Raw genomic sequence first — 21,906 nt, forward strand, 5'->3', positions numbered from 1 at the left:
ATATTACTATAAGTTTATATGATTACCAGTTATATTTAACAGAAAAAACAAAATAATACATATAAATATCAATGAATTACAAGAAAATCGACGTGATTGTTGGGCTAAATACTATTCATAAATAGCCCAACAACAGAAAAGAGAGATACTTAAGATGTCATAAAAATAAATAGCATTTATTATCTATTTATATAAATGCTATCAACAATAACAATTTATATTCATGCACTTTCCGCTAATTGAGGAAATAATAACTCCGTGTTTCCTTGGTAAATTTTAACCTGCTTGCTACCTAAAAAGTAACGTTCACCCCGTGTCGGTATTGTTGCTGCGGACTGCCAAACAACAGATATTGGGTCATTTCCCCACCCTAATGGTTGAACTGTTAATTGCCAAAAATGACCTCTTGGACCAGATTCTGTTACCCTAACAGGTAAACGGTGTTGTTCATCCACTTCAGGTTGTAATGATATTTCCCAAGGCCTAAGAAATACATCGACCTCTCCTTGATGAGCACTGCTATGATTAAGCGAAAATTCATAACCGCCGATATTGAGCATTGCCCCCCTGATTTGTGCTGAGATTTGGTTAACTTCCCCCATAAACTCAAGAACAAAGCGAGTCTCAGGGCTCTGCCAAATAGCACTTGGCGTCCCAACCTGCTCAATATGCCCTTCACTCATAACGACGACCCTATCTGCCACTTCCATGGCTTCTTCCTGATCATGAGTGACAAACACACTAGTAAATTTTAACTCGTCATGTAATTGACGTAGCCAGCGGCGTAGCTCAACACGAACTTGCGCATCAAGAGCTCCAAAAGGCTCATCAAGCAATAAAATTTGCGGGTCAACCGCCAGTGCACGTGCTAAAGCTACACGTTGCTTTTGCCCACCAGAGAGCTGTGCAGGATAACGGGAAGCCAAGTGAGATAATTGCACCATCTCCAATAGTTGCATGGCTTTTTGTTTGATAGCTTGTGTGGATGGTCGCTGCTTACGCGGTAGAACTGTTAAGCCAAAAGCGACATTATCAAATACCGTCATATGACGAAATAATGCATAATGCTGAAAAACAAAACCTACATGCCTATCCTTTGCATGTATTTTACTGACATCTTGGCCGTGGAAACGCAAAGTACCGTAACTTTGTTGCTCAAGCCCTGCGATTATCCTTAATAGCGTTGTTTTACCTGAACCAGAAGGCCCCAATAGCGCCACCATCTCACCCGATGCAATATCCAGTGAAATACCGTTGAGTACTTGGGTTTTCCCAAATAACTTACCGATTTTTTCAATTTCAATACTCATGATCAATGGACTCCTGATTCAGACTGCTGACGATTTAAATGCCATTGCAATGCGCTTTTAAGGATTAATGTAATGATGGCCATTACAGCGAGGACCCCTGCGGCAGTAAATGCACCGACAGTGTTATAATCCTGATGTAATAATTCAACTTGTAACGGTAAGGTATAGGTCTCACCACGAATAGCACCGGAAACCACGGATACCGCACCAAATTCCCCAATCGCCCGAGCATTGGTCAGTACAACACCGTATAGCAACGCCCAACGGATATTCGGTAATGTCACTCGCCAAAACATTTTCCACCCTGAAGCCCCCAGCAATACCGCGGCTTCATCTTCTTGGCTGCCTTGGCTTAACATCAATGGTACCAATTCACGCACAACAAATGGGCAAGTCACAAAAATCGTCACTAAAGCCATTCCAGGCCATGAAAACATAACTTGAATATCAAACCCTTCAAGCCAACCACCAAACCAGCTATTAGAACCATAAAACAACAAATACAATAAACCTGCGACGACGGGGGAAACCGCAAATGGGATATCAACTAATGTAAGCAGTAACTGCCGACCTGGAAAATGAAAACGCGTGACGAGCCATGCCATCATTGTGCCAAAAACCAAATTTACAGGTACGGTAATTAAGGCAATTAACACAGTTAGCCCAATCGCATGTAACATGTCAGGGTCTGCTAAATTCAGTAAAACGGTATCTAAGCCTTTTTGAAATGCTGTAATAAAAATCCAAATAATTGGGATAACCAATAGCAAAACTGAGAACAGAATACCAATGGCTATTAATAACCATTTCCCCCAGTTGATTTGGGAACGATTAGCAGCATGAATAGGTGTAACTTGTGCCATTACTTGCCCCCTAATCGTTTACCAAAACGGCTTTGTACTAAGTTAACACTAAATAAAAGCAGCAATGAAACCGCCAAAATAACGGATGCGACAGCACTCGCCGCAGGGTAATCAAATTGCTGTAATTGACTGAAAATCATTAATGAAACTACTTCTGTTTGCCAAGCAATGTTACCTGCAATAAAGATAATGGCACCAAATTCCCCCAAACTACGAGTAAAAGACAACACTGTACCCGCTAAAAGAGCTGGGGAAAGTTCAGGTAATACGACTCGTCTAAATGTTTGCCAGCGGCTAGCACCGAGCGTTTGCGCCGCTTCTTCATATTCAGGCCCTAACTCTTCTAAAACAGGCTGCACGGTACGCACTACAAATGGGATACTGGTAAACGCCATTGCTACCGCAATTCCTAACCATGTATTCACAACTTTAATGTCGAACTGGTGAAGGTATTGACCATACCAACCAGAAGTTGCAAACAATGTCGCGAGTGTCAAACCAGCGACGGCGGTAGGTAATGCAAAAGGCAAATCAACTAAACCATCTAAAAACAGACGTCCAGGAAAGCGATAGCGAGTCAAAATCCAAGCTAATAATAGGCCAAAGACGGCATTAAATAGACTGGCAACCAGCGCTGACAACAAAGTTACTTTGTAGGCGGCAACCACTTGCGGGTAACTAATCACCGCCCAATATTGCTGCCATGTCATATCTGACAGTTGTATTACCAATGCACTCATGGGTAGCAGCAAAATCAAACAGGTATAAAATAAGCTGCTCCCTAATGTCAGCCCAAAGCCTGGTAGAAAGCGCTTTCCTGAACGGCTCATTAACGGCGCCCTTGAGCCATTAGTTCGTCAAACTCGCCACCTGTTGCAAAATGCACATCCATCACTTTTGGCCAGCTTTCAAATTGAGACTCAACTGTAAAAAGTTTTGTCTCTGGGAATTTAGCCTTATTCGCTTCCATTACGGCTTTATCATTCACGCGATAATTAAAGCTAGTAATAATTTCTTGGGCTTGAGGGCTATATAAATAATTCAAATAAGCTTTAGCGACATCTTCTGAACCATTTTTTTGTACATTTTTATCAACCCAAGTCACTGGAAATTCAGCCAAAATATCAACTGGTGGTACAATCACTTCATAATCAGACTCACCATATTGACTACGAATGTTGTTCACTTCTGATTCGAAGCTAATCAATACATCACCTAGCTCTCTTTCAATAAAAGAGGTAGTTGCACCACGGCCACCAGTGTCGAATACTTCGACATTTTTTAGGAATTGCTTCATTTGCTCACGTGTTTTTGCTTGGTCACCATTGTTTTCTTGGTTAAAAGCCCCCCATGCAGCAAGATAGGTATAGCGGCCATTTCCAGATGTTTTTGGGTTTGGAAATATTAATTTTACGTCTTCACGTACCAAATCATCCCACGTCTTAATTCCCTTAGGGTTTCCTTTACGCACTAAAAACGCCATTGTGGAGTAATAAGGTGAACTATTATTTGGTAATCGAGCTTGCCAGTCAGCAGGGATCAATTTGCCTTTATCGTGCAAAATTTGCACATCTGTAACTTGATTATAAGTGACAACATCGGCTTTCAACCCCTGCAATATTGCTAGCGCTTGCTTCGATGAGCCCGCGTGGGATTGTTTAATCGTTAATTTGTCGTCTGGATGTGCTTCATTCCACTGTTTTTCAAATGAAGGGTTTAATGCCACAAATAACTCACGGGCAATGTCATAAGAGCTATTAAGGAGTTCTGCGGCAATTAATGGCGTGCTGCCGAATAACGATGCCGTCGCCAAGCTTGCTAATGCTGTTTTTTTCAAAAATGATTTTTTCATTCCACACCCATTCATAACTAAACCAAAACGACTAAGATTAAAAACACTGTATCTGTTTTGGTTATAACTGTGTAGCTATCAATCACCTTTTGATATATCAAATTAGAATAACAAAGAAAATATCGACATAAGAGTAAAAATACTGTTTTATTTTAATGAGTTAAGAAATGAATAGTTTTCATGAATAAACCAAATCGACAAATCTATATACCGTATTTACGGTTGTTGATGGCTTAATTCGTTTGGGGTGAGAAAAGATTGATATTCACTTAGGCAGGGCATCAGCATATTCATGATAACAAAAGAGCGCCGCATCCATGCGGCAAACAGTCATTTATAATGCGAGTAGTTTCTCAAGAGAAGGCGCATAGTAATAACTACCTGAAACGGCTTTCGTCATACGCAGTAAATCATCGTATTTACCGTCTTTTTCACCAAACATACTAAGCAATTGTTGTTCAATATTGTGTAGCCTTGCACAATAGGCGACAAAGAATAAACCATGTTTACCACTTGCTGTGCCATACGGCAGGCTGTGACGCATGATGGATAGCTCTTCACCCTCTTCTTCTACCACGACTCGTGAAACATGCGAAGTCACATTACGCACATCTTCATCAAGCTCAACGCTATCATGTTTAGTACGGCCAATCATTTTTTCCTGTTCATGTTCAGTAAAACGATCCCATTTCCTTAAGTCGTGTTCATAGCGTTGAACTAAAACATAACTACCACCCTTGTCATCGCCTTGTTCGACTAATGTCACTTCCGCAATTTCTTCACCTTGCGGATTTTCTGTACCATCAATAAAACCGCTTAAGTCCCTATCATCTACCCAGCGGAAACCATGAATTTCCTCAACAACATGAATAGATTTACCAAACACTTTTAGTGCCGCTTGCGCTAAAGAGAAATTAATATCGTGGCGAAGAGATTGAATATGAATAAACATATCTCTTTGTGTGGCAGGCGCAAGCCCCTTACCTAATGTATGGAATGGTTTCAATTCAGGTGCGCACTGAGCATGCCCCAATTGCTGCCAAATATCAGAGCCAAACGCAATTACTGCACCAAGACGGTCATCAGGATATTGCGCCTGTAATTTGGTCAAAGCATCGACAAAGCCTTTACATCCAGATTTAACTTCATCCAGAGATCCTTCTTGCACTTGTGCTTCAATAAAAATACCAAAACGGCTATGTTCTTTCAAAATACCACTTTGAGAATGAGACATACGGTAAACCTCGTAAAATGAGTATGTTATATAACCTATTTTTTATATAAAACGATATGATTATCCTATCTTATCGTGATGTTTTTCACCTTGTTTTAACGCAAGGGTTTATAGGTTTCGATGCCTATTATAGGAAAGAAAATTTAAGAAAGGGGAAATTTATTTGTGTACAATAACGAGGTTCGATAAAAGAGGGGATCGCCAGTATAACTAAACCTGACGATATACCTTAAAATCAGCTTACTTATGCCAAATTATCTGCGATATTGTCCATGATTGAAGGTCATTATCCGAAGGCATCATCCCTTCTGGCCCTTGCCATTTACCCGTAAAACGGTAAATAACTTTTGTTGATTGTGGCGAATTACATTCAATGCTTGGTACATCATTGATTCGCTCACCAAGGCTACATACACCAAATGCTTTTTGGTATATTTCACTAAATTCAGTGCCAACTTTTGGCCCCCACTCGGTAACAATATCAGGGTCATTGACTGTAATGCGCGACACATAGCCATGCTCAGGCCCCATTATCTCTAATTTTACCTCGTCATCATTAATGCCTTGGAAAATAGCGACCACATCACCATTGTCCATTTGCATTCCGCTACGGATGTTATAACGGTCATTAAGCTGCGTTTTAATAGTATCAGCTTGCATCCGGGTAAAATTGGTTACTTGACCAACCCCTGAGCTAGAGATCACTAGTGGGCTACTAAACCAAGTCGATGGCGAAAAAATTTTCGTGCCAGCACAACCTGACAATAGTGTTATTCCGCATAGCAGAGTAATTTTCAACAATGGCGTTAAGCCGCTATTGTTATTAAAAGTTGCATGTTGGGACATATCATCCTCTTTAATCCGTCGCATAATGCATATTGTGACAACCTATTTGCCAAAACATTCACATGAATGATTAAACAAATAGTCAATTAACCTAAAAATCCGTTTCGTGAGTTAATTTTTTCGAATAAATCAAACGTTCAGACTGTTCTTCTTCATAAAGCATTTTTTCAAACATACAAATAGCGGCATCTGATTCTTCGCTCACTAAAAGTTCAATTCTGCCACACCCTCTGGCAATTAGTTTTTTCTCTAGCCGGCTGACTAAAGCATTTGCTATACCGCGCGCACGATATTCAGGATGTACAGCAAGGTAAACGGCTGTGCCGCGGATACCATCGTACCCGCCCATAATGGTACCAACAACCTCACCTGCGACCTCAGCGACTAAGAATAAGTCTGCACCGCATTGTAATTTACGTTCGATGTCGAGTTCAGGGTCCCCCGAAAACTCATTGAGAGAACAACGTTCCCATAACGTCAGTACATCTTCATAATCACTTTGGCGAAAGATGCGTATTTCCATAACATTTGCCCGTTTAAACTAATCTTTCTGTCATTATCACTGCTTTTGCCACACAATCAATATTCAATATGCCTTTTTTACGACAAAAGGGTATACTTTGGTTATTATTTTTCATCTATGGTTCTATTAGAAAACAATGAATTACCCAGATATCGGTCGTGTAAAAGCTTTCTTGCAAAGCTTACAAGATACTATTTGTCAAAAAATCACTGAGCTAGATGGTAAGGAAACTTTTCTAGAACAAACATGGGAACGTTCTGAAGGTGGTGGGGGCCGTAGCCGAGTATTAACTAATGGGGCTATATTCGAACAAGCAGGGGTCAACTTCTCCCATATTCAGGGGGAAAAATTACCTGCATCTGCCACAGCACACCGCCCTGAACTCGCAGGTCGTAGCTACCAAGCAATGGGCGTCTCTCTGGTTATCCATCCACTCAACCCATATATCCCAACTACCCACGCGAATGTGCGCTTTTTTATCGCCGAAAAAGAGGGAGAAGCCCCTGTTTGGTGGTTTGGTGGTGGGTTTGATCTAACCCCCTTTTATGCCTTTAACGAAGACGTCATTCACTGGCATACTGTAGCTCGCGATTTATGCTTACCTTATGGCGATGATGTTTATCCTAAATATAAACATTGGTGTGACGAATACTTCTTTTTAAAACATCGTAATGAGCCTCGGGGTGTCGGTGGCCTGTTCTTTGATGACCTCAATCAATGGGGTTTCGATAACTGTTTTAACTTCACACAAGCCGTTGGACATGGTTTTTTACACGCTTATGTACCCATTGTTGAAAAACGCTGTGGCCATTCGTGGGGAGAACGCGAACGACAGTTTCAATTATATCGTCGTGGTCGCTATGTCGAGTTTAACTTAGTTTGGGATAGAGGCACCTTATTTGGTTTACAAAGCGGTGGACGAACTGAGTCTATTTTAATGTCAATGCCACCACTGGTGCGTTGGGAATATGACTATCATCCTGAGCCTAATAGTCCAGAAGCGACTCTCTATAGTGAATTTTTAATCCCCGGTAAAGACTGGTTAACCCAATAATTACTGTTACAAACTTATTCATTAAGGTAGAAACATTCCATTTCTACCTTTCTAATAAAATATAACAAAACCTAACTAAATTCATTAAATATCAATAGGTTACATAAAACAAGAAAACAATTATGATTCCATTTCATCCAATAGAATGGAGTTATAATATGAGTCAAATTTTAGGTCGTTCCTTATTATCGCCTTGTCTAATATCAAGTTTAATCTCCGAAACTGGAGTGACTAAACTCAACCCTACACTCATTCATATCAATGATGTCATGAGCAGAATCTATTCAGATGAAGATGCACAATTACATCGTAATAGCCTATCTGCTTGTTCTATTGATCCTGTTAAAAATTACAGCCGCTTTATTCGAGATGCTCAGCGCCCTGTTCCCTATAAGATCCATCGACACTCAGATTTACCGATTTGCCAGCGTGACCAACTTTCCCTTAATGAGCATATGCCACATGATGATTATACTGTGATCATGAGTGAAGGTGATGATAAAGCCCCTTCAGCACCGGCAGGCTATGTCTTCGATTATATTGGGAAAGTACGTGCTTTCTTTAAGGAAAAATTAGATATTGACCAGATGTTTGGCTGTTCTGCAGACATCAATGCGGTTATTCATTATGGAACAAACTACGCTAATGCCTTTTGGAATTCTCAGGCTATTTTCTTTGGTGACGGAGATGGTAAAGTCTTTGGCCCCTTTTACAATGACATTGACATAATTGCCCATGAATTAGCCCATGGTTTCATTAGTTCAAAAGCTAACTTTAGATATGCATTTCAATCTGGTGCGCTAAATGAATCCGTTGCTGATGTTTTAGGCATTATGGTCAAACAATTTGTACAAAATGAGACAGCTTGTGAATCCAATTGGCTTATTGGTGAAAATTTATTTATCGACCAAATTAATGCCCCAGCCTTACGTTCCATGAGTGCCCCAGGCACTGCTTATGCATTGAATAACAAAAATGTTGACCCACAAGTTGGTCATATGTCTCAATATCGAGATTTACCTATGCGGATTGATAATGGTGGTGTCCATATTAATTCAGGTATCCCGAATAAAGCCTTTCATTTATTAGCAACTAGCCTAGGAGGATATACATGGGATGTTGCTGGTAAAATATGGATAGCGGCAGTATCAGACCCTATTGTTACCTCAATGGCGGATTTCAAGCAATTTGCCACAGCAACTGTGAGTAACGCCCAAAAATTATTTGGTGAACAAATCGCATCACAAACACAAAAAAGCTGGGAAAAAGTTGGATTAGTATTCGATAAACACTAATCTTTTATCATATGGCGACATCACCATGCCAAATAGCTGTTCTTAGTAGTTAGTCATTTTCATCTATAAAGGCCGATGTTAAGCAATTCAAATGCCTAATCATTCAGCCTTATAAGCAAAGGATTTTTAACTAAACCCGCACGTTAACGTTTTTTCTTTTTACGACCCGGTTGGGTAAATTTTTTACGTGTAGGGTTTTCAGGTTTCGCCTTTGGCTTATTCCCTGTATTTTGTTTGGCTCCACCACCATTTTTACTGGTTGCTTGGGTCTTTGCCTGTTTTTTCGGTTTAATATCCGATTCTGATTTTTCCATCATATCAAATAATTCAATCAGTTCGTCTGCTGTTAAGTCACGCCACTCTCCAACTGGAAGCCCTGTTAACCGAACATTCATAATACGAATACGTTCAAGCTTAGTCACTTCAAAACCAAAGTGCTCACACATCCGCCTAATTTGACGATTCAGACCTTGCACCAAGGTAATACGGAACACAAAAGGCGCTTCTTTTTTCACCTTACATTTCTTAGTCATCGTACCTAAGATGGGGACTCCGGCTCCCATGCCTCGAATAAAATCATCTGTAACGGGTTTATTCACCGTAACTAAATATTCTTTCTCGTGAGAATTCCCGGCACGTAAAATTTTATTAACCAGATCGCCGTGATTAGTCAAAAAAATCAGCCCTTGAGAGTCTTTATCTAGACGCCCAATAGGGAAAATCCGCGTGCTATGGTTAACATAGTCAACAATATTGTCTTTTTCGCCGCTTTCCGTGGTACTGACAATCCCCACTGGTTTATTCAACGCAATTAATACTAAATCATCTTCATTACGCGGTTCAATCAATTGACCATTAACTTTAACCACATCACCTGCAAAAACTTGGTCACCGATGGCTGCACGTTTACCATTAATAAAGACATTACCTTGCTCAATATAACGATCAGCTTCACGTCGTGAACAAATACCACTTTCACTAATATATTTGTTTAGACGTGTAGAAGAACGAGTGTCCATAATTTACCTCAATCATTTGTGCCCCACCGCGCCATCGTTGTTAGTTTTGGTTGTGTGAAAGCAACGTTTAATTATTAAACTATTTAAATCGATAATATAATAAAAAGCCGTAACACAATAATTTTGTTACGGCTTTTTATTCACTAAGGTTAGTAAACCCTTAGCTGATACTTTGACCCACTAACGTTTTTTAAGATGTTGCATCAAACGCTTACGTTTACGTAATTGGGTTGCAGTTAGTTTATTTTTCTTATCTGCATATGGGTTTTCACCCTCTTTAAACAGAATACGAATTGGCGTCCCCATCACTTGCAGTGAGCGACGGAAATAATTCATTAGGTAGCGTTTATAGCTATCAGGCAAATCCGACACTTGGTTACCATGGATCACCACTATCGGTGGGTTATGCCCCCCTGCGTGTGCATATTTCATTTTAACTCGACGGCCACGAATCAACGGCGGCTGGTGTTCGTCTTCCGCCATATTCATAATTCGAGTTAACAATGCCGTTCCCACACGACGCGTAGCGGATTCATAAGCCTCTTGCACCGATTCAAATAAATTACCTACACCGCTACCATGCAACGCTGAAATAAAGTGAATACGTGCAAAGTCAACAAAACCAAGACGTAACTCTAGCATGTCTTTTACATGTTCACGGTCTTCTGGTTTCATGCCATCCCATTTGTTAACCGCAATCACCAGTGAACGCCCAGCATTTAAAATAAAGCCAAGTAACGATAAATCTTGGTCTGAGATACCTTCTCTTGCGTCAATCACTAGCAACACAACGTTTGCATCTTCAATTGCTTGCAGTGTTTTAATTACAGAGAATTTTTCTACTGTTTCCGTTACTTTCCCACGTTTACGCACGCCCGCAGTATCAATCAGAATGTACTCACGGTCATCGCGTTCCATTGGAATATAAATACTGTCGCGGGTTGTACCCGGCATATCAAACACAACAACGCGATCTTCACCTAGGATACGATTTGTGAGTGTTGATTTACCCACATTTGGGCGACCCACAATCGCTAATTTGATGGGTAATGTGGTTGGGTCAAAATCGTCTTCTTCATCTTCAGCAAGTTGGCCTTCTGCTTCTAACTCAGCCCAGTAAGCCGCATTTGCTTCTTCTTCCGTTAACTCAACTTGCTCTTCTTCTTCACCAATAAACGGTTTCAAAGATTGTTCAATTAATTGTGTTACACCACGACCGTGGGAGGCAGCAATGGGGTGTATTTCCCCTAACCCAAGCGAATAAAAATCACCAACTGCGGTATTTACATCAATACCATCAGTTTTATTTGCCACTAAGTAAGTTTTTTTCTTGCGGCTACGAAGATGTTTGGCAATTCCTTCATCTGCTGGCATCAACCCGGCTCTCGCATCGACCATGAACAATACAATGTCAGCTTCTTCAATGGCTTGTAAGGACTGTGCGGCCATATGCGTTTCTACGCCTTCCTCAGTCCCATCGATACCACCCGTGTCAATAATAATAAACTCATGCCCTTCCACTTCGGCACGACCATATTTGCGATCACGAGTCAGACCGGGAAAGTCCGCTACTAATGCGTCACGGGTACGGGTTAAACGGTTAAATAACGTGGATTTTCCTACGTTTGGACGCCCTACCAGCGCTACGACGGGTATCATTCTTAGATGCCTCACAACTTTTATTAACTAAAGGAATTCTGAAGCTTTCACTCAGAAAACAAAAAACGAACGGCTCCTGTCATCAGGAACCGTTGATTTTATCGATAAATTGTCGGTTTGTCAGAAAATTAACGCGTTAACAGATAAACTGTTCCGTTTTTCGTCTGAACCATTAGTTTATCACTTGCAACAACAGGGCGACTGTGAATACCGGAGCTGTTTAATTTATTTTGAGCAACAAACTCACCCGTATTCATATCTAACCAATGTAAGTAGCCTTCTTTGTCACCGACAACAATATAACCATTAAACATTTCAGGTGCTGACAAACCACGGTTTAGTAAGTCTTCTTGTGTCCACAATGTCACACCATCACTTTTACGGACGGACAACACGCGGTCATTTTGGTCAACGAGATACAGGTTTTCACCTGACATCACCATATCATTAATTGAACCTAGTTCGCGTTTCCATAAAATTTGGCCTGAGCGCATATCAAGTGATGCTAATGTGCCATTATAAGCAATCGCATAGACTTTGCCGTCATCAATAATCGGTGTCATATCGACATCATTCAAACGGCCGATCTCAGTTGAACTAGTGACTTGAGAAATGCGTTGTTGCCAAATCAGTTGCCCTTGTGATAATAAAACGGCGTTTACACGCCCGTTATCACCACCAACAATTGCAGCCCCAAATGCGACCGCTGGTGCAGATTCACCACGTAAAGACAGTGATGGCGTGTCCATGTTAACAGTCCACTTGATTTCACCACTATTTACATCTAACGCTTGCAATTGGCCATTGCTAGTATGAATAACGACTAAATCGTTACTAACAACCGGTTTAGAAAGGGCTTCACCAGCAACTTCAACATCCCAAATAACTTGACCATCTTCTTTGTTTAAGGCAATAACGGTACCACGCTCAGTACCAATAAAGATTTTATCGCCATCAACAGTTAAACCACCTGATAATAACGCGGATAAATTCGCAGAAAGGAAACCGGTACGCTTGGACAAGTCAACAGACCAAATCTCTTTACCACTGTCTAGCTCAAATGCTTTCACTAAACCTTTACGGTCTGCCGCATAAACAGCTGAGCCATCCCAAGCAGGCGATAACTCGGAGTAAAATTGTTCAACGCCATTACCAACAGATTTATCCCAAACAATTGATGGAGTAAATTGATTCTCAACCTGCGGAAGTGGCGCCATAATGATAGAATCAGTTTCGCTGGAACAACCGGCAAGTAAAGCTGAAGCGACTAGGCCAACCAAAAGAGTTTTGCGCAACTGCATGTTTGTCGTTTCCTTTCTTCTTATGAATTAGATACGTTGTTCAATTTCAGAGTTAAAATACCTCTAAGAGATTGAGAACCTTCACTTTCTAGCCCCTGAGTGTATGCGGCTTTTGCACCAGCTTTATCACCCTTATGGAGTAAAGCATCACCACGGACATCCTGTGCCGTCGCTTGCCATGACTTACCTTTGATATTCGTAATAGATGCTATCGCACCATCAGCATTACCTTGAGCCAATTGTACACGAGCCAAACGCAAGTTGATTAAATCTTGCATATCAACCGTTTTCGCTTTAGCTAATGCATTAGTTAGCGCAGTTTGTGCATTCGCTAAGTCGCCTTTATCAACGGCGATTTGCGCTAACTCTAGCCCCATCATTGCGCTGTAAACATCATCAGTTTCAGCAGCAAATTTTTGCGCGGCAACGATACTTTGTTCTGAGCCTGAACGCAGTTGGGTACTCACTGTTTCAAATTTTTGGGCGCTTTCTTGCAATATATTGGTTTTATGTGACTGCCAGTAATTCCAACCAAATACACCACCAACACCAATAACAAGGCCAACAACTAATGCAACACCGTTGTTAGCAAAAAAGCGTTTGATCGCATCAACTTGATCATTTTCGTTTGTATAGACTTCCACTTGTCTCTCCTTAACCTAATAGCTCAGCGATGCGAGATGCCATTAGTTGCTGTGAAATAGTTTCTTGTGCGCCTGTGCGCAAATCTTTCAAGGTTACTTGACCATTAGTCATTTCGTCTTCCCCCAAGATCAAAGCAATTTTAGCGCCTTGTTTATCTGCTCTTGCTAACTGTTTCTTGAAGTTCCCACCGCCGTGGTTAGCCATTAATCTCAAAGTAGGTAGTTCATCACGTACTTTTTCAGCCACCAATAAGGCAGCTTGTTGGCAATTTTCACCAAAAGACGCTAAATACACGTCAGCCACTGAAGTGTCTGCGGTAAATGCTGGATTCACTTCTTGGACTAGCAACACCATGCGTTCCATACCCATGGCAAAACCAACAGCTGGGGTAGCTCTGCCGCCTAATTGCTCGACAAGGCCATCGTAGCGGCCACCGGCACAGACTGTACCTTGAGAGCCTAGTGCCGTTGTAACCCATTCAAATACAGTACGGTTATAGTAATCAAGACCACGAACTAAACGCTGATTAACACGATATTTGATACCCGCAGTATCTAATAGTTTACACAAACCATCGAAGTGTTCACGTGATTCGACATCAAGGTAATCAAACAGTTCAGGTGCATCATTCAATAACGTTTGCACCCCTTGATTTTTAGAGTCCAAAACGCGAAGTGGGTTAGTGTACATCCGGCGTTTACAATCCTCATCCAGCTTATCTTTATGTTGCTCTAAAAATGCAACCAAAGCCTCACGATAATTTGCACGCGCGTCTAACGAACCAATTGAGTTTAGTTCTAGCGTCACATGTTCGCTTATACCTAATGCTTTCCACCAGCGCGCTGTCATTAGGATCATTTCGGCATCGATGTCTGGCCCACTCAAACCAAATACCTCTGCACCTAATTGGTGAAACTGGCGGTAACGCCCTTTTTGAGGGCGCTCATAGCGAAACATTGGCCCTAAATACCACAAACGTTGTTCCTGATTGTACAGCAAACCATGCTCAATACCTGCGCGGACACAGCCTGCGGTATTTTCTGGGCGTAATGTCAGACTTTCTTCATTACGGTCATTGAAGGTATACATTTCTTTTTCAACGACATCCGTCACTTCACCAATCGCTCTACGAAATAGCGGGGTCTGCTCTACAATCGGGGTACGTATTTCACTAAAACCATAACCCTGTAAAATATTTTTCAATGTTGCTTCGATTTTTTGCCATACACGCGTGTCAGCTGGTAAGTAATCATTCATGCCGCGAATGGCTTGGATATTTTTTCCCACTTTATTTCTCTATTTTCAGAATTACATAAGTTTGATTATAAGAGCGAAATATCATCAGGTTCAATCAACAAACACCAATTACTGATACGAATCGGGAATTATCTGTTTATTTGCCCGATGAGTGTTCGATTTTAGAAAAAAACACGGATAATTAACACCATTAATAGCCTGATAAATGTAAAAACTGGCTCTATACGAGCCAGTTTATTTACCTAATTAATTTTTTAGGTTAATTTCGATCCGGTTACTCTCATCCATCATCGCCGCTTTAGCACGGATTTTCGCTTCAAGTTGGTCAATAATATTATCATTATCAAAGCGTTCTTTTTGCCGCTTACCATCTTCATAGAAACCGCTTTTAGTTTTCGCCCCTGCAACACCAAGTGTTGAAACTTCGGCTTCACCTGGGCCATTAACCACACAACCGATGATCGAGACATCCATTGGCGTAATAATGTCTTCTAGACGTTGTTCTAAAGCATTAACGGTCCCAATGACGTCAAACTCTTGACGTGAACAGGTTGGGCAAGCAATAAAGTTGATACCGCGAGAGCGAATTCGTAATGATTTTAGAATATCAAAACCGACTTTTACTTCTTCAATTGGGTCTGCGGCTAATGAAATTCGCAAGGTATCACCAATACCTTCCGACAATAACATACCTAAGCCAATTGCAGATTTAACCGAGCCTGAACGTGCGCCACCAGCTTCGGTGATCCCCAAATGTAAGGGTTGATCAATTTTATTTGCCAATAAGCGATAAGACCCCACGGCTAAAAAGACATCAGAGGCTTTCACGCTGATTTTGAACTGATCAAAGTTCAGTCTATCCAAAATATCCACATGGCGCATCGCTGATTCGACTAGCGCTTCTGGTGTAGGCTCGCCGTATTTTTCTTGAATGTCTTTCTCAAGGGAACCACCATTAACACCGATTCGAATGGGGATATTGTAGTGACGTGCACAATCAACAACTTGGCGTATTCTTTCTTCGCTACCAATATTACCTGGATTAATGCGCAAGCAATCAACGCCGTATTCTGCAACTTTAAGGGCAATGCGATAATCAAAATGAATATCTGCCACTAATGGCACATTGACCTGCTGCTTAATCAATTTAAATGCTTCAGCTGCATCCATAGTGGGGACTGAAACACGAACAATATCTACGCCAACGCGTTCAAGGGATTTAATTTGCTGTACCGTTGCATCAACATCCGTTGTGCGGGTATTCGTCATTGATTGAACTGCGATGGGTGCGCCATCGCCTATAGGCACATTGCCTACGTTAATTCGAGTGGATTTACGTCTTTTTATCGGTGATTCATTATGCATTTTTCTTTAATTCTCCGAACGTCCATGTGCTCTTTTATACCGTGTTATAGTGTTAACAATTTCGTCTTACTGGTTTCACTATACACAAGAAAGCAAACTATAAACTATCATAAAAGATGTTTTCGGATATAGTTTGCCTCTTTTTATTCGTCATACTTTAAGCTTCAGGTAATTTCAATTTAGCAGGGCGTTTCGCTTTGATGAAACGGCTTAAATCCACCGCATTACCTTGGAATTGTACTGTGACATTCGCAGGGGCACCAATATTTAAGCGATAAGGCTGTGCGCCATCGAGTTCGAGCTTATCACCATTATTTTTAGTACCACTAAATAAGATTTTATTATTCGCATCACGAATTTCTAACCAGCACTGCCCCGTGAAATTTAACACTAGCGCACTACTGCTAACAGGTGCAATTTCTGTATTTTCAGCCGAATGCGTTCGGTCTAACGCATTCGTTGTTTGGGCCGCATTCGGTAGTGGAATAGTCTTCACTGGCGCATTTTCTTCCACTGGATTAACCGATGAAGGAGCCGCCGTCGACGGTTGCTGAGCCAATGTTTCTGGGGTATTTTCTAATATTGCAGCCCCGATAGGTGCTTCACCTGTAGGACTTGGTAAGTCAACAGGGGTTGTATTGTTATCTTGCTGAGACAATATCAAATCGTTCTGACTCGCCATCGAGACTAACTCGTCTTTTTGCGCGTTGTGATCTTGCCACCACCAGATACCGACCATCGCAATCAGTACAATTACGATTAACCAAGTCAGTTTCATTAACCAGCCTTCACGTTTTTTACGTCGTTTGCCTAGTGAGTAGCTTTGCATTGGAGAAACTTTTGCTAACGGAACAGGCTCTTCCGTTTTCATTAAGTCTTTAATTTCGCTTTCAGCCACACCCACCATACGTGCGTATAGACGAATATAACCGCGTAAAAATGTAGGTTCCACGCCAGCGGGGGGAATATCTTGTTCTATCTCATTTACCGTACTTACTTTGAGACATAATCGTTCTGCGACAATATCTTGTGTTAACCCCATGCGCTCACGAGCTTGCACCAATAATTGTCCTACAGTCACAGTGGTTTGTTCGGTATTATTTTCGATAGTCATTTGCTGGCAACACTATTTCCAAGTTAAAAAAATATAAAGCAACTATTCAGTAGCTTTATTCGTCAGAATTTATCATAGTTTTGAAACAACAGTTAAATTTATCATATTGCTTCAACTATTGTAGGTGAACAAAGACGTTTTGCCTAACTGTAAAACGCCTCGAAACATAACCTAACTCACTGATTAGATAATATCTATAAATCAGACTGTTTTTACCTTGATAGGTTCCCCTGCTATACGTTTTTTCAAAGTCCTTTTTGTCCTATCGATCACATCACCCGCTAACTGGCCACATGCTGCGTCAATATCATCACCACGAGTCTTACGGACTATCGTTGTAAAGCCATATTCCATCAGCACCTTAGAGAAACGGTCTATCCGGCTATTTGAGCTGCGACCATATGGTGCACCAGGGAATGGGTTCCATGGGATCAAGTTGATTTTACTTGGTGTGTTTTTTAAACATTCCGCCAGTTGATGTGCTTGTTCAACACTGTCATTAACGTGATCTAACATCACATACTCAACCGTAACCCGCCCAGCATTTGCATTCGATTTTGTTAAATAACGGTTTACACTGTTGAGGAATGTTTCAATGTTATATTTCTTATTAATTGGAACAATATCATCACGAATATCGTCTGTCGGAGCATGTAATGAGATGGCTAAAGCAACATCTATCATATCGCCTAGTTTATCCAAAGCAGGTACAACACCCGATGTTGAAATCGTAACTCGGCGCTTAGATAAACCAAAACCGAAATCATCTAACATAATTTCCATGGCTGGGACCACATTGTTCAGATTCAGTAATGGCTCGCCCATTCCCATCATAACAACGTTAGTGATTGGACGACGACCACTGGATTTCAACGAACCAATAATTTTCGCCGCTCGCCATACTTGACCAATGATTTCTGAAACACGCAAGTTACGGTTGAACCCTTGCTGTGCCGTAGAACAAAATTTACATTCCAGCGCACAACCAACTTGTGAAGAAACACACAACGTTGCACGGTCTGCTTCTGGGATATAAACCGTCTCAACCAACTGATCTCCTACTTTTATCGCCCATTTAATGGTGCCATCAGATGAACGTTGTTCCTCAGATACTTCAGGAGCGCGGATTTCCGCGACTTCTTTCAGTTTTGCTCTCAGGACTTTATTAATATCGGTCATTTGATCGAAATCATCATAGCAATAGTGATAAATCCACTTCATGACCTGATCCGCACGGAAAGGTTTCTCACCCATCTGTGCAAAAAATTCACGCATCTGCTTGCGATTTAAATCAAGTAAATTCGTTTTTGGGTTCGTTTTTTCTGGTGTGACAGAAATAGCGGAAGAAGTTGCACATTGTGCAGCTGTCGTCATATCAGACATGATGTATTGCCTCGTTATTACACTTTCGGCAGTGCTAACATTTATTATAGCACGACGTAATTTTGCAGTCTTAAAAAGATAATCGCCCCGCTAATAATAGCAGGGCGTCGCATTGTACAAACTTTACAACAATAATGCTAATGCATTATGTAAAGTGTATTAGCGTGGGCAAATTTCGTCAGCAGTGAAGAAATACGCGATTTCACGTGCAGCAGATTCTTCAGAGTCTGAACCGTGAGTTGCGTTTTCAGTGAAGCTGTCAGCGTAGTCTGCACGTAAAGTCCCCGCTAATGCGTTATCTGGGTTAGTTGCGCCCATCAGGTCACGGTGACGTTGAATTGCATTTTCGCCTTCTAACACTTGCAGCATGATTGGGCCTGAAGTCATAAATTCAACCAGACCTTCAAAGAAAGGACGACCTTTGTGTTCAGCGTAGAAGCCTTCAGCTTGCTCACGAGTTAAATGCATCATTTTAGCAGCAACGATAGAAAAACCTGCGCTTTCGAAACGGTTGTAGATAGCACCGATGACGTTTTTCTTCACAGCGTTTGGTTTAATAATAGAAAATGTACGTTGAACAGTCATAAATAACCTCTTAGCGATTTATTAGGCCTTTATTCTTTGCTCTTCCCTGTAAGTTAGGATTCAAGAACGTGAAATAGGGGCATGTTGTAGTTTTTTATATTATTTCTATTTCTGATATTAGGTTTTTAGGCTTTAAAATTAAGCACACCTAGGAAAAAGAAAAATAAGGCGATGATTATAGGGGCTCTGATTACAATTTCCTACAGTCACATCAACATTTTGTTAAACTTTTTATAGCAAAAAACACTATTTTTTCGGGTAAGTCACGTTTTTCAACTATTATCGAACTCTAAAGTTAATTGCCGCCACTTGACCGCTTAGATCTAATACAGAAACTTGGTAGCTCCCTGCTTTATCAAGTGTCAGCAAAATTGAACCATTTTGCTCTGTCGTGTTAACTTGCTCGCCATTTAGGAACCACCATTTTTCACCCTGCCCACCTTGAGTGACGAGACGTAAATCCAAGCTCGTTTTTCCGGGTAAACGTTGTAAAACTTCGCTATCTCGCACGCCTGAAATTAACAAGGGTGGCATTTCCAATTTGAGGGGTGGGCAAGTTAGGTCTACTTTTGGTAAACGATTAACTCGTTTCTCACTTGCTGGTAACCATGACTCTACCGTAATGGGCCATAAGTGGACTTCTTTTTCTTGCGCATTCGGGCAATCGGCTGCGACTTGTAACCCTTTGTCATTAACCCAGACTTTTTGTCTTAAACCTAATAACGATTCTTGGTCCCTCGCCATCAAGGTTGGCGGGATGGTATTATCCAAAATCCAACTTAACCGCCGTTGACGGCAATTACTGTCGTCTTTCAATAATGATGTCCCTCCCGGCCAACAAATCACAGCTTGGCTGACACTGGCGGGTTTAATATCTTTTGGCAACGGTTGATGGGATGAATATATTTTACTCAGCAACATGGCATTTACTTGGTTCATTATCGGAATCGCGGTCGCAAAACCCAACTGCCCCGCCACGGGTGTCGCATCAGGACGCCCAACCCAAACACCGATAGTATAACGTGGATTAACCCCTATCGCCCATGCATCACGATAGCCATAGCTAGTCCCTGTTTTCCAAGCTAAATTCAATTGCCCTGATAAATTCTCATCAGGCACTGGGCGTGCTTCTCCCCCCATAATGCGTCGCACTATCCATGCCGCCCCCGGTGACATTAGTACCCTATCTCGGATTTGATCTGACGGTTTAAACCGCAAAGGTGAGACATGACCTTTGCGGGCAAATGCACTATATGCAGAGACTAAATCTTCCATGCGAGTTGCAGTTCCGCCTAAGATCAACGATAAGTTAGGTTCGCTTCCCAATGGGAAACGTAACTCAGTTCCAACATTACGTAATTGCGCTGTAAAACGTTTACTACCGTAGATATCCAATAACTGGACTACCGGTAAATTTAAGGAACGAACCAGCGCATCACTCACACTGACTGGGCCATTAAAACCACTGTCAAAATTTCCCGGTCGATAATCATTAAACCGCCTTGGAACATCTTGTAAGAGTGATTCTGCGTGAATTAAGCCTTCGTCCATCGCTAACCCATATAAAAAAGGTTTCAGCGTAGACCCCGGTGAACGCCATGCACTAATCATATCGACGTGACCAAAACGGCTATCATCTAAGAAATCGATTGACCCAATATAGGCTTTTACACTCATATCAGTATGATCAACCACCAAAATCCCCAGCGAAGTTTGCTTGGGCAATTGGTTTTTCCAATTCATAGCCATATCTTCCAATTGCCTTTGCAAACTGGCATCAATGGTAGTTTCAATAATTGGTTCTTGGGTGTCTTTAGTGACTCGTCGAGCCAATAGAGGAGCCAAATGCGGATTTTTCCGCGGTGCTAACCAAATTTGTTCTTGTTTAATATCAGCAACTTTTTCCGCACTCCACACTTGGTATTCTTCTAGCCTATCCAGCACTTTATCACGAGCAGCTTGCGCTCTTTCTGGGTATCTGTCTGGTCGTAAACGGCTTGGAGCCTGAGGTAAAACCGCAAATAATGCAGCTTCACTTGCCGTTAATTTGGCAGGGGCTTTGTTTAAATAGACCCAGCTAGCAGCCCCAATACCTTCTATCGTCCCACCGTATGGTGCGCGATTTAAATACATCTCAAGAATTTCGTCTTTAGAATAATGATATTCAAGTTGAGCGGTACGCCAGAGTTGTTTTAATTTTCCGCCAAGCGTTCTTTCGTGAGGGTCGATTAGCCTAGCAACCTGCATGGAGATAGTACTCCCACCGGACACGATACGACCTGAACTCACCAACTGCCCCGCAGCTCTTACTAATGAAAACGGGTTTACCCCAGGGTGACGATAAAAATAACGGTCTTCATAGGTTAACAATGCTTCGATAAAATCTGGCGAAACCTCTTCCAACTGGACAGGAAAACGCCAAATCCCTTCTTTATCCGCAAAGCGCCATAAAGGCGTTCCGTCCGCCGCCACGACTGTTCGTGCCATTTCTATTTTTTTAATTGGCAAAGGCCAAATCTTGTCTGCAATAAAAAATAGTAATGGCAGAAAAATAACTAACAGTAACAGTGTAAAGGTGGTGCGACGTAACCATTTTTTCAT

Annotated in this window: 19 protein-coding genes; 2 read left to right on the forward strand and 17 right to left on the reverse strand. The window is 41.5% G+C overall.

Annotation, left to right across the window (positions count from 1 at the left end; genetic code table 11):
* Positions 1–221 precede the first annotated feature (221 nt).
* From cysA to RB151_RS13840, 7 genes are all read right to left on the reverse strand, one after another.
* Positions 222–1,310, reverse strand: coding sequence for a sulfate/thiosulfate ABC transporter ATP-binding protein CysA (gene cysA, locus RB151_RS13810; protein WP_071548204.1), 1,089 nt, complete (start codon positions 1,308–1,310; stop codon positions 222–224).
* 2 nt (positions 1,311–1,312) lie between these two features.
* Entirely contained in the window at positions 1,313–2,173 is an 861-nt protein-coding gene (gene cysW, locus RB151_RS13815; RefSeq protein WP_042844605.1) for a sulfate/thiosulfate ABC transporter permease CysW, read from the reverse strand.
* Positions 2,173–3,003, reverse strand: a complete 831-nt coding sequence (gene cysT / locus RB151_RS13820) for a sulfate/thiosulfate ABC transporter permease CysT (RefSeq protein ID WP_042844606.1) — start codon at positions 3,001–3,003, stop codon at positions 2,173–2,175. The genes cysW and cysT overlap by 1 nt, the downstream gene beginning before the upstream one ends.
* Positions 3,003–4,025: a sulfate ABC transporter substrate-binding protein gene (locus RB151_RS13825; protein WP_042844607.1), complete on the reverse strand. Its 1,023-nt coding sequence runs from the start codon at positions 4,023–4,025 to the stop codon at positions 3,003–3,005. The genes cysT and RB151_RS13825 overlap by 1 nt, the downstream gene beginning before the upstream one ends.
* Positions 4,026–4,359: 334 nt before the next feature.
* Positions 4,360–5,259, reverse strand: a complete 900-nt coding sequence (locus RB151_RS13830; protein ID WP_042844608.1) for a Dyp-type peroxidase — start codon at positions 5,257–5,259, stop codon at positions 4,360–4,362.
* A gap of 240 nt (positions 5,260–5,499) precedes the next feature.
* Positions 5,500–6,105, reverse strand: coding sequence for an RpoE-regulated lipoprotein (locus tag RB151_RS13835; protein WP_042844609.1), 606 nt, complete (start codon positions 6,103–6,105; stop codon positions 5,500–5,502).
* A 91-nt stretch (positions 6,106–6,196) separates the two neighbouring features.
* The gene (locus RB151_RS13840) at positions 6,197–6,628 is read right to left on the reverse strand and encodes a GNAT family acetyltransferase (protein ID WP_042844611.1); all 432 of its coding nucleotides are present in this window, start codon (positions 6,626–6,628) and stop codon (positions 6,197–6,199) included.
* Positions 6,629–6,764: 136 nt separating this feature from the next.
* Here RB151_RS13840 and hemF point away from each other — a divergent pair, with 136 nt between their 5' ends.
* Together hemF and RB151_RS13850 are read left to right on the forward strand one after the other, a co-directional pair.
* Positions 6,765–7,682 (forward strand): oxygen-dependent coproporphyrinogen oxidase, encoded by a 918-nt coding sequence (gene hemF, locus RB151_RS13845; protein WP_042844613.1) that lies wholly within the window; start codon positions 6,765–6,767, stop codon positions 7,680–7,682.
* A 158-nt stretch (positions 7,683–7,840) separates the two neighbouring features.
* A complete protein-coding gene (locus RB151_RS13850) occupies positions 7,841–8,977 on the forward strand; it encodes a M4 family metallopeptidase (RefSeq protein WP_071548205.1) in 1,137 nt (378 codons plus the stop codon).
* A gap of 143 nt (positions 8,978–9,120) precedes the next feature.
* Here RB151_RS13850 and rluF read toward each other — a convergent pair whose 3' ends face one another.
* The 10 genes from rluF to pbpC all read right to left on the reverse strand — a co-directional run bounded on the left by rluF (position 9,121) and on the right by pbpC (position 21,906).
* Positions 9,121–9,996, reverse strand: a complete 876-nt coding sequence (rluF, locus tag RB151_RS13855; RefSeq protein ID WP_048607837.1) for a 23S rRNA pseudouridine(2604) synthase RluF — start codon at positions 9,994–9,996, stop codon at positions 9,121–9,123.
* A gap of 180 nt (positions 9,997–10,176) precedes the next feature.
* Complete coding sequence (gene der / locus RB151_RS13860) at positions 10,177–11,655, reverse strand: ribosome biogenesis GTPase Der (protein ID WP_042844616.1); 1,479 nt, start codon at positions 11,653–11,655, stop codon at positions 10,177–10,179.
* A 128-nt stretch (positions 11,656–11,783) separates the two neighbouring features.
* Positions 11,784–12,956 carry an outer membrane protein assembly factor BamB gene (bamB, locus tag RB151_RS13865; protein ID WP_042844617.1) on the reverse strand — a complete coding sequence of 391 codons (1,173 nt, stop codon included), beginning with the start codon at positions 12,954–12,956 and terminating at the stop codon, positions 11,784–11,786.
* Between the two features lie 20 nt (positions 12,957–12,976).
* A complete protein-coding gene (locus RB151_RS13870) occupies positions 12,977–13,600 on the reverse strand; it encodes a YfgM family protein (RefSeq protein ID WP_042844619.1) in 624 nt (207 codons plus the stop codon).
* A 10-nt stretch (positions 13,601–13,610) separates the two neighbouring features.
* Positions 13,611–14,888, reverse strand: a complete 1,278-nt coding sequence (hisS, locus tag RB151_RS13875) for a histidine--tRNA ligase (RefSeq protein WP_042844621.1) — start codon at positions 14,886–14,888, stop codon at positions 13,611–13,613.
* A 216-nt stretch (positions 14,889–15,104) separates the two neighbouring features.
* Positions 15,105–16,223, reverse strand: coding sequence for a flavodoxin-dependent (E)-4-hydroxy-3-methylbut-2-enyl-diphosphate synthase (gene ispG, locus RB151_RS13880; protein ID WP_042844622.1), 1,119 nt, complete (start codon positions 16,221–16,223; stop codon positions 15,105–15,107).
* 157 nt (positions 16,224–16,380) lie between these two features.
* Positions 16,381–17,337 (reverse strand): cytoskeleton protein RodZ, encoded by a 957-nt coding sequence (gene rodZ, locus RB151_RS13885; RefSeq protein WP_042844624.1) that lies wholly within the window; start codon positions 17,335–17,337, stop codon positions 16,381–16,383.
* A 201-nt stretch (positions 17,338–17,538) separates the two neighbouring features.
* Complete coding sequence (locus tag RB151_RS13890) at positions 17,539–18,720, reverse strand: bifunctional tRNA (adenosine(37)-C2)-methyltransferase TrmG/ribosomal RNA large subunit methyltransferase RlmN (RefSeq protein ID WP_042844625.1); 1,182 nt, start codon at positions 18,718–18,720, stop codon at positions 17,539–17,541.
* A gap of 159 nt (positions 18,721–18,879) precedes the next feature.
* Entirely contained in the window at positions 18,880–19,305 is a 426-nt protein-coding gene (gene ndk / locus RB151_RS13895) for a nucleoside-diphosphate kinase (RefSeq protein ID WP_042844627.1), read from the reverse strand.
* A gap of 279 nt (positions 19,306–19,584) precedes the next feature.
* Entirely contained in the window at positions 19,585–21,906 is a 2,322-nt protein-coding gene (pbpC, locus tag RB151_RS13900; RefSeq protein WP_071548206.1) for a peptidoglycan glycosyltransferase PbpC, read from the reverse strand.

Source organism: Providencia rettgeri (assembly GCF_001874625.1).
GTDB classification, from domain to species: domain Bacteria; phylum Pseudomonadota; class Gammaproteobacteria; order Enterobacterales; family Enterobacteriaceae; genus Providencia; species Providencia huashanensis.